Source organism: Candidatus Buchananbacteria bacterium, assembly GCA_013359225.1.
Lineage (GTDB): Bacteria > Patescibacteriota > Patescibacteriia > Buchananbacterales > UBA6539 > JABWCG01.
In genome coordinates, this window is sequence record JABWCG010000002.1 from 128,222 (window position 1) to 144,412 (window position 16,191).

A 16,191-nucleotide genomic window follows, 5' to 3' on the forward strand; every position below is an offset into this window, starting at 1 on the left:
TGGCTTTGCTCAAGGTATTTTTCTTTTTGTGATAATTTTTTGACAATTTTCTTTTTTTAAGCTAAATACTACTTGTATCTTTCTTCCTGGTCTTTGGAGCAATCCTTGGCCGGGAGGATTTGCGGATACGCATTTGCCCCACTGGGCGTGCGGAAGTCAACGTAAGCGACCGGGATTTTCAGGTCGTCGAAACTTCCACATCACTCATGCGGACGGGCAACCCGCTCGGAAGAAAATCGGCCCATCGGCGGCAGCATTAACTGGCTCAAATTCGGTTAACGTTGCCGCCACTATTTATTATCGGTTGCCAGATTCATTCCATTTTGTTATGATTTGTTTGCGGCTTGAAAGAAGCACCCTAGCATCAACAAAGTTTCGGGGTTTAACTTTCTTTCAGCCGCTTTTGTTTTTACTTTTTATTGAAGCGGGGGATTGACAAAATTATTTAGGCATGCTATACTGTATTTAGATAGATAAGATAGGTTTCTAAGCAAAGCACCTATCTTTTTAAATTAGCCCCAAGATAAACCGCGGGCGAGAAAATAAAAACAAAAACAAGTAAATTTCCGACTTTGGCTGCGTTTGATGCAAGCACTGTTTTTAACTCGGTCGTTATCAGTCGGATTTTTTTGTACCTTAAAAAATTAAATAGTTTTTAAAAAACTAAAAAATAAAAACAAAAATATGAATGCTCAAGAACTGTCTCAGGCACAGGATATGGATTTTGACATCACCCGTACGTTCGCGGTGCTGTCGGCGACGCTGATCTTGCCAGTCTATTTGGCCCTGTCGGTCGTCTCATATTCTATGGCCGCAATCTTATGACATAATAATTTTGTTTAGGATGCAAAAAATCCCGCGTTTGTTAGCGGGATTTTTTGCGTTTGTTTTTATCGTTTGTATTTACATTCGCGACTGCTACACTTGATTGAATCTTTTGGTCCATGGACTAGAATTGAACCGCAGTCTGGGCATTTTTCTGGCTCACTTTGTCCTTCTTCAATATAAGGTTTGCCCCAGAGCGCGTTTTTACAATCAGGGTACTGATCACAGGCGTAGAAGAATCCGCGACGCGACCGTTTACCGACAATTTTACCTTTGCCGCAAGCAGGACAAGTGCCGAACGTTTGGGCCGCTTCTTTTTTGATGTATTTACATTTTGGATAGTTTGAACAGCCGACAAATTCGCCGTATCTTCCTTTTCGCTTTACTAACGGATGTTCACATTCCGGACATTTTTCGCCGGTTTCAACTGGTCCTTGCGGTTCGCCGGTTTCACCATCAAGCGGCTTGGTATTTTTACATTCCGGATATCCGGTGCAGGCTAAAAATTTTCCGTAGCGGCCGACTTTAATAACCATTGGTTTGCCACACTTATCACATACCTCGTCGGATGCTTGTTCGGTGAGTTCTTTTTTGGTCAGCTCGCTGTCTTTTTTGTCTAGGTTTTCTTTGAACGGTTCCCAGAAATTTTTAATAACCGGCTGCCATTCTTTTTTACCTTCCGCCACTTCGTCCAAATCATCTTCCATGTGGGCGGTAAACTGGTAGTCAACAATTTTAGGGAAGTGTTCGACGAGTAAGTCATTAACCAGAAATGCCATTTCAGTCGGCTTTAATTTTTTTTCTTCCTTTTCAACATAGCCGCGCTCTTGCACAGTTGAAATAGTTGGAGCGTATGTTGACGGTCGGCCAATGCCGTATTCTTCCAATGCCTTAACCAAGGCTGCTTCCGTATAGCGCGCAGGTGGTTGGGTAAAATGTTGTAACGGCTTTAGTTCAACAAGGTTCACTGTTTGATTTTCGGAGATATCAGGCAAGATGTTTTCTTTGGTACTGGTTGGATAAATTTTTAGAAAGCCGTCGAACTTGATAATTGAACCGGTTGAACGAAAGGTGTAGGGAGTTTTTTGGGCTTTGATGTCGACAGTAGTGTTGTCCATAACGGCCTCGGCCATCTGACTACTAATCGCGCGTTGCCAGATAAGTTGGTAAAGTTTAAATTGGCGGTCATTGAGATATGGTCGAACGGACGCTGGATCATTTTTAGCCAAAGTCGGTCTAATGGCTTCGTGAGCTTCCTGGGCTAATTTTGATTTTGCAGAATATTTCTTAATTCCGGCGTGGTACTGCTTGCCAAGCTGAGTAGTAATATATTCAGCAGCTTCGTCTAAAAATTTCGTTGCTAGATTCAGTGAGTCGGTTCTCATGTAGGTAATCAAACCAACTGAGCCTTCTGATCCAAGTTCAATACCTTCATAGAGCTGTTGCGCTAGCATCATAGTCTGTTTGGCGGAAAAACCCAGCCGTGAGTTGGCAGCCTGTTGTAAGGTAGAGGTAGTAAACGGTGGCAGCGCTTTTTTCTTGGTTTGCTTTTTTTCAACCTTTTCAATGACATAGGTGGCCTGTTCTAAATCTTTTAGGATCTTATTGGCTTGCTCCTCATTACTGATTTCTAATTTATCAATAACCTTGTCGTCAATCTTATTAAGTTTTGATTCAAAGTTTTGATTATTGGCATTAAAAATGCTTTCAATGCTCCAGTATTCTTGGGCGTTGAAAGCCTGAATTTCTCGTTCCCGTTCGACGATGAGCCGGACCGCGACTGACTGAACTCGGCCGGCTGACAATCCGCGAGCAACTTTTTTCCATAAAAATGGGGAAAGTTGATAGCCGACCAGTCGGTCCAAAACGCGCCGGGCTTGTTGGGCGTCAACCAGGTGCAGATCAAGCTCGCGCGGATTTTTTAGCGCCTCTTTGATTGCGTCTTCGGTGATTTCATGAAAAACGATTCGTTTAATTTTATTTTTTGGGGTTTTAAAAATATTGACCAGGTGCCAAGAGATCGCTTCACCTTCGCGGTCTTCGTCGGTGGCGAAGTAAATATTTTGGGCTTTGTCGGCTAACTTTTTTAATTCAGTGGCTCGTTTTTTTGATTTAACCGGAATGACGTACTGCGGGTCAAAATTATTTTCAATATCAACGCCAAGCTTGCTTTTTGGTAAATCTCGAATATGACCAAAAGAGGATTCGATTTTATAATCGGATCCCAAAAATTTTGAAATTGTTTTTGCTTTGGTTGGCGATTCGACAATCACCAAATTTTTGATAGCCATTTAGATTTTCCTTTCTTTTAAAATTTGTTGTTCGCTACGCCAATTTTTTCTTAACTGGCCGGCGAGGTAAAACGAACCGGTAACTAAGACTAAATCATTTTTTGTTGCCTGACTCAGGGCTGATTCAAGCGCCATTTGCGGATCTAAAAATACCTTTATTTTTTTCGGACACTTGAGCGCGTCGCCTAATTTTTTTGGTGGGTAGGCCTTTCGATGCAGCGATAATTGTCTGGTGATAAATATTTTATGAGCGTGTTTACTGATCTCGCCGAATACTTCTTTAGGATTTCGCTCTTTAGTTAAGGCAATAATAAGATAAAGCTTTTTATATGTCAAATGTTTGATAATTTCAAGTGTCGTTTTAATTTTTGATTCATTGTGGGCGCCGTCCAAAATAACTAGCGGATTTTTTTGGATGATTTCGGTTCGGCAAGACATGGTTACGTTTTTCAAACCGGTACTGATGTGCCGGTCTGAAATGCCAAGGGTACGGGCAACTTGTGCGGCCAATTCGGCATTATACTGTTGATGTTGTCCTAATAATTTAAGCGGGTAGCGCTTCGCGGGCGCGTCAACCAGGTTAAAATATGCCTTTTGTTTTTTACAGGCTTGGCTTATAATTTTTAGCGCTTCAGGTGCATTGTAGGCAACAGTAAACAGTTTCGTTTTTGGTTTGATTATTGCTGCTTTTTCCCGGGTAATGCTCTTAATATCGTTGCCTAAAATTTCGGTATGATCAAAACCAATTTTATTAATTACGGTAACAGCAGGTGAATCAATAATATTGGTGGCGTCATGCCGGCCGCCCAAACCAACCTCTAGGACGACATACTCACATTTTTTTTCTTTAAAATATAAAAAGCCAATAGCGGTGAATATCTCAAAATATGAAGGTCGACCGTAGCGCGACTTAAGATAGGTTTGATCAATAGCTGGTTTTATTTTTTCAACTAGTGCGGCAAACTCATCAGGGCTAATGAGGCGGTTATTAACTTTAATTTTTTCAATTGAAGTGGTCGGAAACGGGGAAGTAAAAAGGCCGGTCGTGTTTCCGGCAGCAACCAAAATTGATTGAATCATGTTGGATACAGAACCTTTGCCGGAGGTGCCACCAACGTGGATGTATTTTAGTCCTTTCTGGGGATTACCCAGAACATTAAGGAGGTATTTAGTTCGTTTTAAAAAAATGCTCCGGCCACCTTTTTTTACAAAATAGTCATCTTGGGAGATATTGGTGATGGACTCAAGATATTGAACGGCGGAAAAGTATTTTTCAAAGTTGTTTTTCATGATAGTTGCGCAGTGGTTGAATAAACGTTTGAGCCGATATGTTTAATCAGCCCCTTAATTTCCATGACGCTTAAGTTTGCATTAACAACACTGATATCAAGTCTAACGTATTGCACTATTTTGTCAACGTGAAGCGGTCCGTCAAGAAGTATTTCAATTATCTTTTTTTCAGTTGGGGTAACTGATGGTGTTGGTGCAGCGGTTTGTTTTTCTTTTAGTGTTTCAACGTTCAGCGTTTCAATGATGTCAGTAATGCTATTAACTAATCTGGCGCCGCTAGTAATCAGGCGGTGTGGTCCAGCGCTACCGATGTGAAAGATATTACCTGGAACGGCAAAAACTTCCCGGCCTTGTTCCAGGGCATAAGCGGCCGTAATGAGCGCACCGGATTTTTCGTGAGCTTCAATAACTAAGGTGCCAAGCGATAAACCGGAAATCAGCCGGTTACGAATTGGAAAATTGTGTTTTAGCGGCGGCATGGTGATTGGAAATTCCGAAAAAATAAGTCCGCCCTCCAGGGTAATTTTTTTCGCCAGGTTGCGATGGCTAGCCGGATAGATTTGTTGTAGCCCGCAACCCAAAACGGCAACGGTGGTGCCGTGATTTTCAAGCGTCGTAGTGTGCGCGCAGGCATCAATGCCAAAGGCTAGGCCGGAGGTGATAACAAAACCTTGTCGGACGAGATCACTAACCATTTTAGCGGTGACGAGCCGGCCATACTCGGAAATTTTCCGGCTGCCGACTACTGCCAGATTTTTTGGTCGCAGATTGTTTAATTCACCTAAATAATACAGCAGGGGAGGTGGGGCATAAATTTCTTTTAGTAGGTGTGGGTATGTATCGTCTTTGATAGTTACGGTTTTGACGTTAGCTTTTTCAACCTTGTCTGCTTCGGCCTCGGGGTTGATGGTTGATTTTAAATTGATAATCTGGCTTGAAATTTTTTCCTCAATGCCGGCCGCTAACAACCCTTTTTGGCCGGCGTGCCAGGCGGCTTTCAGGTCGCCAAAATAGTTAAGCAATTTTTGCAAACGCACCGGGCCGATGATTGGTAGCTGGTTAAAACCAATCCAATATTTAAGTTCAGATTTTGGTACTTTGCTTGACATAATTAACTTTTTATGATATAATAAAATGTTGTAGTTTTTGGTGGTTCATTAGCCAAAAAAAGGAACAGGAGACTGGTTCATGAAAAAAGGACGTCCAGCTTGCTGTCATTGTGGGTATGTCGACCCGGTCACGATTCGCCCGGACAACTGCCCAAACTGTGACGAAACCTGGTATTCGTCGCATCATTCCGAGGAGGAAGCGCTTCGGCGCCCCTCCTCTTTACTATTTTTAATATAAATTATTCCCCTTGACTTTTTTAAAAAAATGTGTTAAGTTGCCGTAATATCTTTAAAGATAATAAAGATATATATGGTAGCTTTTAGTGTCCTGCGTACCAGCGGCAAAAATTCAGACTAACCCTCCTAGTCTAATGAGTAGCCACAAGTCCGAGGGATCTATCGTTTATTCGATTAGGTTCCTTGCGCTGGTAAGCAGGATAGTGAAAGCTACTTTTTAATTAAAAAAGCGCCTCTTGGGCGCTTTGTTGATTTTTGTTGGAGCGGATCTTAATTGAATTCGTTCATAGCTTCGGCAATGCCCGTTGCCAGACCGACTTCAATGGCGGATAAAACGGTTTGCAGATTTTCTTCCAAGGTTAATTTACTGGTTTGGTCAATTTTTTGCAAGACATATTTTTCGGTGGGAATTTTTGTCGGTTCGTTTGGCCGAATGCCAACCCGGAAGCGGACAAAAGCCTGGCTGCCGATTTCATCAATAATAGACTGCACTCCTTTATGACCGCCAGCGGAAGCGTTGTGGGAAATTCTGATTTTACCAAGTGGTAAATCAATTTCATCGTGGATAATCCAAATGTCGGCCGGGTTGATTTTATAGAATGTTGCTAATGCTTTAACGGCCGCGCCGGAGTTGTTCATAAAAGTTGTTGGTTTTGCCAAAATGATTTTTTCATCAGCGTTGGCAACTTCGCAGACTTCAGCCTTAAACTTTTTTTGCACTTTAAAGCCGAGGTCTGACTGGGCATATTTTTGTTTAACCTGATCAACGACAATAAAACCCAGATTGTGCCAGGTGTTTTGATATTCACTTCCCGGATTGCCTAAACCGACAATTAATTTCATATATTTATTCTCTGCCTGAAGCTACCCGTATTGTAACAGGTACCCCAAGAAAGTTAAAACGTTCCCGCAGGCGGTTTTCAATAAACCGTAAATATGAGAAGTGAACTGATTCTTGCGCGCCGACGGTGACGATAAATATTTGTGGGTTAGTTCGCAGTTGACTTAGGGAACGTATTTTTGGTCGCTTGGGACCTTTGGCCTGGGTTGGGCGGTGTTTTTTCAGAATTTCTTCTAAGACAGTTTGTAGTACCTCATCGGAGATTTCTTTATTTAGTTCTTCATAAATTTCTAAGACCAAGTCAAGCAGTTTATCAACATTTTTACCGGTTAGAGCAGAAGTAAAAACTAATGGTGCAAAAGACAGGTGAGGCAGATTTTTTTGATAATAGTTACGAAATTCCTGGTCGCTGGCGGTGGTTTTGCCTTCAACCAAGTCCCACTTGTTGGCGATGATGATTAAACCCTTGCCCTCGTCGCGAATCATGCCCGAGATTGCTGAATCTTGCTTAGTTAGGCCCTGGCTAACGTCCGTCATAAACATGATAACGTCGGCATTTTTGATGGTATTAAGACTTTTCCTGGTAGCCGTTTTTTCAATCCCGGGTTCAACTCGAGCCTTTTTTTTGATGCCGGCCGTATCAATCAAAATTACTTTTTTACCTTTGTAGATAATTTCGGTATCCTGTGGTTCGCGGGTGGTTTGTGGCGTTTCAGAAACAATCACGCGCTTTTCGCCTAAGATTTGATTAACCAAAGACGACTTTCCGGCATTTGGCTTGCCAATTAGCGCGACGCGAATACCTTTGGTTTGTATTACTTCTTTAGCTGGTCGTCCGGACCGACCCTTAATTTTTTTTATCAATTCATCCAGAAAGTCGCCAACACCGCTACCGTTTGCGGCCGAAACCGGATAGGGCTGACCCAGACCAAGCGCAAAAAAATCGTTAATTTGGTGGCGGTATTTAGGGTTGTCAATTTTATTGCAGACTAAAAAAGTTGGAATATTTAATTTTTTAATTACTAACGCGAGCTCGCGGTCTTCGGGCAACAGGCCGGATTGGCCGTCAACGACCATCATGACAACGTCTGCTTTGCCAAGTGCTTCCTTGGTCTGCAGAATAATTTCTTTTTCAATCGTAGTGGTTTGCCGTAAAATTTTTTGACTTTCTTTATTATTTGGCAGCAGTGCCTGAATGCTGTTTTTGAGAATATCAATATTAACGCCGCCAGTATCGATTAGCTGGAAGGTTTTTTTTCGCCAGGCAACGGTTCCTAAGTTGTAGTCGCGGGTTGTGCCGGCTTGTTGGGAAATCAGCGCTTTGCTGCTTTCGGTGAGCCGGTTAAATAATGACGACTTGCCGACGTTAGTGCGTCCAACAATAACGACGGAGGGTAGTTTGATCATGGGTTTTTGCGATCTTGCCCTAAAATAATTAAGATGTCAGTTTGTACATTAACTTTGGGAGTAGTGGTTGATTTTACCCAATCGGGCAGCGTTGGTGCGAGCTCGGCCGTTAAGAGTTGTGCAATGCTTTGAGCGGTTGTGTCTTCGGCCTCAGTAATCCGGTTATAGACCACGGTTTTTTGATAATCCTGGGTTGGGGCATTGCCGATTTTAATGACTTGGTAACCGAGGCTTTCCAAATACTGTGAAATTTCATAGGCTAAGCCACCAATTTTGGTGCCGTTTTGGATTTCGATCAGTTTTGGTTTCATGGCCACCAATTTTTCCGGCTCAAAGATGTTTTGGGCAATCAATTGCATTTCCGAAAAATTTCCAGCCTTTGGTTGAAGTACAAATGCACCGTCGGCAGTAACCGATGAGTATAAAACACCGTCCGGACCGTCGTCAAAAATTCTTCGGGTGATTTTTTCTTCATCAACGTCTTTACCTAAGTTAAACAATCTGATAATCTCCCAGGCCTTTAAGTCGGTTGCTAGGTGTTGGCTAAGCGTATCCATAAGCCTGCCAATTTTATAGGGGTTAGCCAGAGTACCAAAGGACAGGGCTTTTTCTTTGGCAGCAAGCAACACCTTTTGCTGGCGTTTACTTCTGGCAAAGTCCGAGCCTTCAATACCTTTGGCATGGCGACTACGAACAAATTTTAAGGCTAAATCTCCATCCATTTTGACCCGGCCCGGCTCAATATAGAGATGTTCGTACCGTTCAGATGTTGTGGCCGTTTCTTTTCCTTTAATCGGGTATTGCGGATCGTCAACAGTGTTTTCTACTTCAACGGTAACACCGCCCAAGTCGTCAATCACTTGTTTGAAGCCGGCAAAGTCAATTCGGACATAATAGTGGATTGGAATGTTAAAAACTTGGCTAATGACTTTTTTAGTCAGCTCCGCGCCTTGGCCGGGGTTATCAAGTTCACCAAAGGCATTGGCGTGATTGATTTTGCGCCAGCCATAGTTGGGGATTTGCACGAGTAAATCGCGCGGCACGGATAGCATCGCGACCTGATCAGTCGACGGTTTATAACTGGCAACGATAATGGTATCGGTTAAAAATGGTCCATCGTGGTCCAGGCCGCCCATGCCCAGCAGTAGAATATTGATCCGATCCTCATCCTCACCCAACAATTTTTTGTCGTCGCTACCGATAAGGAATTTGAGCTGGCCCCATAGGCTGGTGTTACCAAGTGTTTTGGCAAGGTTTTCGCCGGAAGTAATCACCCCGATGCCAAAAAATATGCCCAGAATTACAAAAATTATCAGTAAATAGATTATTATTTTACTGATAGTTCTTTTCTTTCGCTTAGGTTGCTCGACGATTTTTCCTTCTTCGCTTAGAAAGTTTGGTTCCGTTCTGGTCATAGTGATTGTAGTGTTATAATTTTGCCACAAAAATCCGCTGTTGACAATTGTTTTTGTTTCGGTTTACAAGTCAAAGCTTTTGTGTTATATTTGATTGCGTAATAAATAGTAGTTGGGCATACACCGCTTGAGCGTGCAACAGGTGTACCGTGAACCCAAAGGCGCTTCTTTTTTATACCTGTAATTAAGAAGGACAATTAGCTCAGTTGGTTAGAGCGCTGCGTTCACATCGCAGAGGTCGCTGGTTCGAGCCCAGCATTGTCCACCAGACTTTTTAGAACAAAAATGCTCAAAATCGGACATCGGGGTGCGAAAGCCTACGCTCCGGAAAACACTATTGCTTCTTTTAAGAAAGCGCTTGACCTTGGCGTTGACATGGTTGAATTTGACGTTCGGATTACTAAAGACAAACATCCGGTGGTTATTCACGATAACCGGTTGCGCCGCCTGACGAAGGAATTTATGCGCGTTAATCATCTGACTTTATCTCAGATTAAGAAGTTGCGCGTCAAAGAAACAGAGCAGGTACCGACGCTTGGTGAGGTGCTCAGTGTCATTGACAATAAGGTTGGCATTTTAATTGATTTGAAGGTTAAGGGTGCGGCCCAAATTGTAGTGCAGACTCTGCGGGATTATAAAATTGATTTTGATAATGTCATGATTTCGTCGGTGCATCCGTCTGAACTGCGCTTAGTTGAACAATTAGAGCCCGATATTACCACAGCACTTATCTTTCGGTCAAACAACGCATCAAACTTTTGGTTGGTAATGGATTTTTTGGCCGTCTTGTTCTTGCCGGTTACTAAATATTACATTTCTTGGTTGGTTCGTAATGCAAACGCCAACTACTTGAACATCAATCATCGTTTGCTGAATGAAAAAAAGGTCAAAATGTTTAAAAAACAAGGAATAAAAATTTGCGCCTGGACCGTCAACAGCAAGCGCAAAATTGAATATCTTAAAAAAATAGGAATTGACGGCATTATAACTAATTATCCAGATCGCCTATGAAAATTTTTAAAAAAAATCATTATCCGGCCTATTTGGAGGATGATTTATCCGTCGGCAAACAAGCTGCAATTTTTGTTTGGGAAATTTTTAAAGTGGTTGTCATTTCGTTGGCGATCATTATTCCGGTTCGTTACTACCTGATTAAGCCGTTTTATGTCAAAGGGGCATCAATGGAGCCGACATTCTATGATCATGAATATCTGATTATTAATGAACTAAGCTACCATCTTGGTAGCCCGGTCCGCGGCGATGCAGTCGTTTTTAAATATCCGATGGACCCGACTCAGTATTTTATCAAACGAGTTATCGGTTTGCCGGGAGAAACGGTTAAAATTGCCGACGGTGAAGTTACCATTATCAATAGTGCTAATCCGCAGGGGGTGACGCTGGATGAGCGGTATCTTGACAGTACTGCAAAAACAATCGGCGATATTGAAGTAACGCTCGGGCCCGATGAATATTATTTGCTTGGCGATAATCGTTTGGCTAGTCTGGACTCTCGGGTTTTTGGGCCGGTTAAAGAAGATTTTATTGTCGGTAAAACGCTTTTCCGTGGTTGGCCAATCAGTCGAGCGGGCCTTATAACCAATAATTTAGAATATAATTTATAACACTTATGAATACTAAGAAACCAGAAAAAGATTTAGAGCCAAAGAAGCCCAGCAAGAAGGGGGCATTAAAGACCGCTCAGCTGTTGCGGGGGTTTAAGGATATTTTGCCCGCTGAACAGCCGTATTGGGAATTTATCCGTAAAACCACGGAGAGCTTTTATAAAGGGTATGGTTTTTCCAGAATTGATTTGCCAATTTTAGAAGAGGCTACCTTGTTTGTCCGGTCAATCGGCAAGGGCACTGACATCGTTGAAAAAGAAATGTTTAGCTTTGTTGACCAGGGGCAGGGGATGGTCGTGATGCGTCCGGAAGCAACCGCTTCGGTGGTACGGGCATACTTAAATCATGGCATGGTTAACCTGCCACAACCGGTTAAGCTGTTTTATTTTGGGCCGATGTTTCGTCGTGAACGACCACAGTCCGGCCGACAGCGCCAATTCCATCAGTTTGGATTTGAAATTATCGGGGATGAAAATCCGGTCATTGATGCTCAGATTATTGCCATTACTAACAACTTTTTCCAGGAAATTGGTCTGGGGCAGGTAAGTATTCAGGTTAACAGTATCGGTTGTCCTGATTGCCGGGCGACGTATGTTAAAGAATTAGTGACTTACTATCGTTCTAAGCGAAAATTGCTGTGTGAAGATTGTAAAAAACGTTTGACCAAAAATCCGCTACGCTTGCTCGATTGTAAAAAACCATCGTGTCAGTTTGTTAAAAATGAAGCGCCGCAGATTATTGATTGGCTAGACGACGGTTGCAAACAGCATTTCATGAAAGTGGTGGAATATTTGGACGAGCTAAATATTTCTTACATTTTGAATCCGTATTTAGTACGCGGACTTGATTATTATACCCGAACCGTGTTTGAAGTCTGGCCAAAAGAAATTAAAGAAGGCGCTCAGAGTGCGTTGTGTGGTGGCGGTCGTTATGATGGTTTGGTTGAACTCCTCGGCGGTCGACCAACGCCGGCAGTCGGTGTTTCAATTGGGGTTGAGCGCGTTATTAGCCAGTTGCGTCATAATGAAGTGGAAATTGCTGTGGGTAAAACGCCGGAAGTGTTTTTGGCACAGATTGGCGATCAGGCAAAAGTTAAGGCGTTACAGCTGTTTGAACAGTTACGAAAAGAAAATATTGAAGTGGCCGAAAACTTTTCTAAAGACAGTCTTAAGGCTCAGTTGGAGTTGGCTAATAAGCATAAAGTGAAATATGCGCTTATTTTAGGGCAAAAAGAAGTGATGGACGGTACGATTTTGGTTCGCGATATGGAAAGCGGGGTCCAGGAAGTAATTGATTTTAAGAAGACAGTCGGTGAAGTTAAAAAGAAATTGTTAAACGGCCGGATCAAAGAATAATTTTGTTGACTTATAGTGTTAAAAGTGGTATTGTTTAGTCAGTCGAACCATAAAAATTTGATTAAAAATTTATTAATTATTCCTCATAAAGGAGGTGAATTGTAGGTGGCAGAAGTAAAAAGAAAGAAAAGTGAGACTTTTGAAAGCTTGCTTCGGCGGTTTCATAAGAAATTGCAGCAGAGCGGTCGCTTAATCCAGTCTCGAAAGATTCGTTTTCACGAAAAACCAAAGAACAAGACCAAGGTCCGAGCGGAAGCTCTCCGTCGGAAAGAAATTACTGAAAAGCGAGAATACTTAAAGAAAATCGGTAAATTAAAAGACGAAAAAACACCTAGTTCTTATCGTTAAATTCAATGGATATTGTTTCGCAGCTAGAACAAGATTACGTCCAGGCATTCAAGAAGAAAGATGAACTGGCGGTTTTGGTTTTACGGCAGCTGAAAACCTCAATTGCTAACGCCGAAATTGCCAATAATCGAGCGAAGCTTGATGAAGCTGGCTTAATTAAACTACTTCGCAGTGAAGTAAAAAAACGTCGCGATGCCGCCGGATTGTACCAGCAGGGTGGCCGTGCCGAATTAGCTCGCAAAGAAGAACAAGAAATTGAAATTATCAGCCGCTATTTACCCGCGGCGTTGAGTGAAGATCAGATCAATCAAAAAATTGATGAGGTGATTGCCAAAACAGGCGCCAGTTCAGTCCAGGATATGGGCAAAGTGATTGGCGCCGTTATGGCCTCTTTGGGTGGTGCGGCCGACGGGAGCGTAGTGAGTGAATTGATCAAACAAAAATTAAACAAAAAAAGTTAGATTTCTGGCAAAGGGGGTTAATCTTTATCTAAACACTTGCTTATTTTTAGGGAAGTACATAATTTTAAATATTTTTTGAAAAATAAAATTATCATATTATGAATAGTAAAAGACTGTTTAATAACTTCCTAAAGATTTTTGAAACTAAAGCTACCATGGTGGTTTGCGCCGTGGTAGTTTTTGTTTTTGTTTTTGCGCCGGCGGCGTTTGCCTTAGAAACCGGTCTGCAGTATGGTACAGCATCCGGGCTTGGTACCCAGGATTTGCGGGTAAGTATTATGAAGATTATCCGGATTATTTTGGGATTTGTCGGGATTATTGCCATTTTGATTACGCTTTATGCCGGGTTTATTTGGATGACGTCCGGCGGCAATGCCGATAAGATTGATACCGCCAAGCGGACTCTACGCAATGCCGTCATTGGTTTGGTGATTATTTTTTCTGCGTTTGCCATTGTCAGCTTTATTATCGGAGCGCTTGAAGGCGCGCTGACTCAGCCGGGTTTGCCGGGCGGCCAGCCGCCGGATACCGGCTGTGTTAACTGCGGCCACTTGGGCGGCGGCATCATTGAAAGCGTTTATCCGACACCATTCCAGCGCGATGTTCCTCGTAATACCAATATTCAAGTTACTTTTAAAGTGCCGATGCAGCCAAATACCATTATTGACGGCGCTCCAGCCAGCTGTTCAGTGAGCAGCCCCTGCCAGGGTGAATTAGTTGCTGATAACGTTAAGATTTTTAAAGCGGATGAGGATGAAGACGATGATAAGCTGGCTGCAGACGAAGTGGTGGTTACTAGCACCGACGGTAAAACGTTTATTATGGATGTTATTGATTATTTAGGTGACTCGGCTAATAAAACGTGGTATTCGGTCAAATTGGATAATGATATCTTGAAAGATAATGGCCAGCTGGCTTTTCCGGGAGTTGACGATTTCTTCTTGTGGCAGTTTGAAGTTGGCACTTTCTTGGACCTTGATCCGGTTGAAGTGTTAAACGTTTTTCCGGCCCCTGATGACGCCAGTGACGACTATGATCAAACCAGTCCGCAGGCCGCCTTTGCGACATTGACAGTGCTTTCAAATCCGATTGCGGAAGTGGTGGCTGACGTTGATACGCCGGTCGTTACTGCCGGTACCACCGCTGCCTCGGTTAGTGGCACCTATAATGGATCATTTAACGGCAATGTGCGGGTAACGATTAATCCCGGTTCAAACACTGCTGAAGTTTTTTGGGAAACCGGTAGTGCAGACAACAACTCGGCGGCAGCAATTAATAATAATACGATTGGTTTAGGCAGTGGTTTACTGTTAACTTTGAGCGACGGGTATGCTGCCGGCAATCAGTGGACAATCACTGTTACGGCTGCGCGGCCGGCTGATACGTTACGAATCGGTTCCCGGCTTTATACATTTGTATCCGGCACCGCGGCGACCAATCAAATCCAAATTGGTAATACCTTGACCGTTACTGCCGGCAACATTGTCTCGGCGCTGGCGGACAATCTTGATGTTGAGGCCTCAAATACCGGTCCGTCTATTACCGTCACCGCCAAGTTGGCCGGTAGTCAGGGCAACAGTATTGTGGTCCAGACCCGCGGCACCTGGTCTGATATCTGTAGTGGCAGTCCGCTGGTGTGTAATGCGAACCAGAATAATTTGGCGCGTGGTGCAAATCAGGTTTTAACTCCGACGACTAACGATGCTCCTGACCAACCAAAAAATAGTATTATCAGTATTGATTTTAATGAACCAATTGATGTTTCAAAAGTTAGTAATGCAACGATGATTGTCCAATACGAGGCTACACCCGGCAATTGGCAGACGGTTAATGGAGTGTATTTGTTTAGCAACCAGTATAAGACTGTTGAATTTTTGTCGGAGAATGCCTGTACCGACGTTTTTGGCAATCCAGTGATTAATTCCTGCGGCGAAGGCATCTTTTGTCTACCAACCGTTTCGCCCGATCCCGATCCGTACCAGGCAACTCATTATCGGGTAATTGTTAAGGCCGGGCTATTAAAAGAATGTGCTAGTAATTCCGACTGTTCAGACCCCAACTTCAACACGTGTGTTGCAACCGGTTCGGGTCAGGCCTGTCAGGGAACCTTTGATGCAGTTGAAGCGTTTTACCCAGAAACGCGGGATCTTAACGCCAATGGCATTACGGATGCCGCCAACAATTCATTCAACGGTAATAAAGATGAGTACGTCTTAAACGGCCGGTCGTATGGCAAGGCTGACGGTCCGGCTGAACAAAGCGGCCAGGCCGAGTATAACCTTAACGATGGTGTTACCGCTAATCTTGGTGACGATTTAGTTTGGTATTTCTATATTAATAAGACACTTAATTTGGTTCCGCCAAAAGTGTCAACAATGGGGCCAACCATCAACCAGAGCGCCATTAGTCTGACCGAAGCGCCAAATGTGACTTTTGATAAATTGGTTAGCAGCAGCAGCTTGAAGCCGGGCAATAACTACCGTGATGGTTTTTGCTACTGTCAAAACGATTCAGAATGCAATCAAACCGCTGGAGAAACGTGTGATACGATGCGCAACAAATGTGTTAATGCCAATGATGATGCCCAGACTTTCTGTGAACAGGATAATGAGTGTGAAACTAATCGTTGTGACAATAAGAAGTACGTTACTTTAATTGATCGTGCCACACCGAAAGTTGGTTGGTGGACTACGAAAGAAGATTTGGATACCGGTACGCCGCGCGATGGTTATGGTGACCAGACTAGGGGTTCGATCCGACACACTATCTTTAATGAAATCACGAATTACGGTGCGGAATTTGGTTCGGGGGTTAAAGATATCTATCAGAACTGTTACTTCCCGGGCGGTGGACCGGATGTTGGTCCGCTACCAAACTCTGATTGTCCGGTAACAGTTAACTTGCCGTACTGTTGTAATGGTGTGGCCTATAGTCAGGCTGATTGGGAAAACACGTCGTGTTTTACTGGGTATTAGAACTAATTTGATTTT

General features: G+C 43.1%; 13 protein-coding genes and 1 tRNA gene. 8 read left to right on the top strand and 6 right to left on the bottom strand.

What is annotated here, in order from left to right:
* The first annotated feature begins 684 nt into the window (after window positions 1–684).
* A complete protein-coding gene (locus HUU49_03790; GenBank protein ID NUM25712.1) occupies window positions 685–825 on the top strand; it encodes a hypothetical protein in 141 nt (46 codons plus the stop codon).
* Window positions 826–890: 65 nt separating this feature from the next.
* Here HUU49_03790 and topA read toward each other — a convergent pair whose 3' ends face one another.
* The 6 genes from topA to HUU49_03820 all read right to left on the bottom strand — a co-directional run bounded on the left by topA (window position 891) and on the right by HUU49_03820 (window position 9,415).
* Complete coding sequence (gene topA / locus HUU49_03795) at window positions 891–3,116, bottom strand: type I DNA topoisomerase (protein NUM25713.1); 2,226 nt, start codon at window positions 3,114–3,116, stop codon at window positions 891–893.
* Window positions 3,117–4,406 carry a bifunctional folylpolyglutamate synthase/dihydrofolate synthase gene (locus HUU49_03800; GenBank protein ID NUM25714.1) on the bottom strand — a complete coding sequence of 430 codons (1,290 nt, stop codon included), beginning with the start codon at window positions 4,404–4,406 and terminating at the stop codon, window positions 3,117–3,119.
* Window positions 4,403–5,515: a DNA-protecting protein DprA gene (gene dprA, locus HUU49_03805; protein ID NUM25715.1), complete on the bottom strand. Its 1,113-nt coding sequence runs from the start codon at window positions 5,513–5,515 to the stop codon at window positions 4,403–4,405. The genes HUU49_03800 and dprA overlap by 4 nt, the downstream gene beginning before the upstream one ends.
* 507 nt (window positions 5,516–6,022) lie before the next feature.
* Entirely contained in the window at window positions 6,023–6,595 is a 573-nt protein-coding gene (locus HUU49_03810) for an aminoacyl-tRNA hydrolase (GenBank protein NUM25716.1), read from the bottom strand.
* A 4-nt stretch (window positions 6,596–6,599) separates the two neighbouring features.
* Window positions 6,600–8,000 (bottom strand): ribosome biogenesis GTPase Der, encoded by a 1,401-nt coding sequence (der, locus tag HUU49_03815; GenBank protein ID NUM25717.1) that lies wholly within the window; start codon window positions 7,998–8,000, stop codon window positions 6,600–6,602.
* Window positions 7,997–9,415 carry an LCP family protein gene (locus HUU49_03820; protein ID NUM25718.1) on the bottom strand — a complete coding sequence of 473 codons (1,419 nt, stop codon included), beginning with the start codon at window positions 9,413–9,415 and terminating at the stop codon, window positions 7,997–7,999. Before HUU49_03820 ends, der begins: the two co-directional genes overlap by 4 nt.
* Window positions 9,416–9,606: 191 nt before the next feature.
* Here HUU49_03820 and HUU49_03825 point away from each other — a divergent pair.
* From HUU49_03825 to HUU49_03855, 7 genes are all read left to right on the top strand, one after another.
* Window positions 9,607–9,683, top strand: a tRNA-Val gene (locus HUU49_03825).
* A gap of 17 nt (window positions 9,684–9,700) precedes the next feature.
* Window positions 9,701–10,426 carry a glycerophosphodiester phosphodiesterase gene (locus HUU49_03830; protein ID NUM25719.1) on the top strand — a complete coding sequence of 242 codons (726 nt, stop codon included), beginning with the start codon at window positions 9,701–9,703 and terminating at the stop codon, window positions 10,424–10,426.
* Window positions 10,423–11,037 carry a signal peptidase I gene (gene lepB / locus HUU49_03835; GenBank protein NUM25720.1) on the top strand — a complete coding sequence of 205 codons (615 nt, stop codon included), beginning with the start codon at window positions 10,423–10,425 and terminating at the stop codon, window positions 11,035–11,037. The genes HUU49_03830 and lepB overlap by 4 nt, the downstream gene beginning before the upstream one ends.
* A 5-nt stretch (window positions 11,038–11,042) precedes the next feature.
* Window positions 11,043–12,392, top strand: a complete 1,350-nt coding sequence (locus tag HUU49_03840; protein ID NUM25721.1) for a histidine--tRNA ligase — start codon at window positions 11,043–11,045, stop codon at window positions 12,390–12,392.
* Between the two features lie 105 nt (window positions 12,393–12,497).
* Window positions 12,498–12,740, top strand: coding sequence for a 30S ribosomal protein S21 (locus HUU49_03845; protein NUM25722.1), 243 nt, complete (start codon window positions 12,498–12,500; stop codon window positions 12,738–12,740).
* Window positions 12,741–12,745: 5 nt separating this feature from the next.
* Window positions 12,746–13,201, top strand: a complete 456-nt coding sequence (locus tag HUU49_03850; GenBank protein ID NUM25723.1) for a GatB/YqeY domain-containing protein — start codon at window positions 12,746–12,748, stop codon at window positions 13,199–13,201.
* 98 nt (window positions 13,202–13,299) lie between these two features.
* On the top strand, window positions 13,300–16,176 hold the full coding sequence (locus tag HUU49_03855; protein ID NUM25724.1) for a TrbC/VirB2 family protein: 2,877 nt from the start codon (window positions 13,300–13,302) through the stop codon (window positions 16,174–16,176).
* Window positions 16,177–16,191 lie beyond the last annotated feature (15 nt).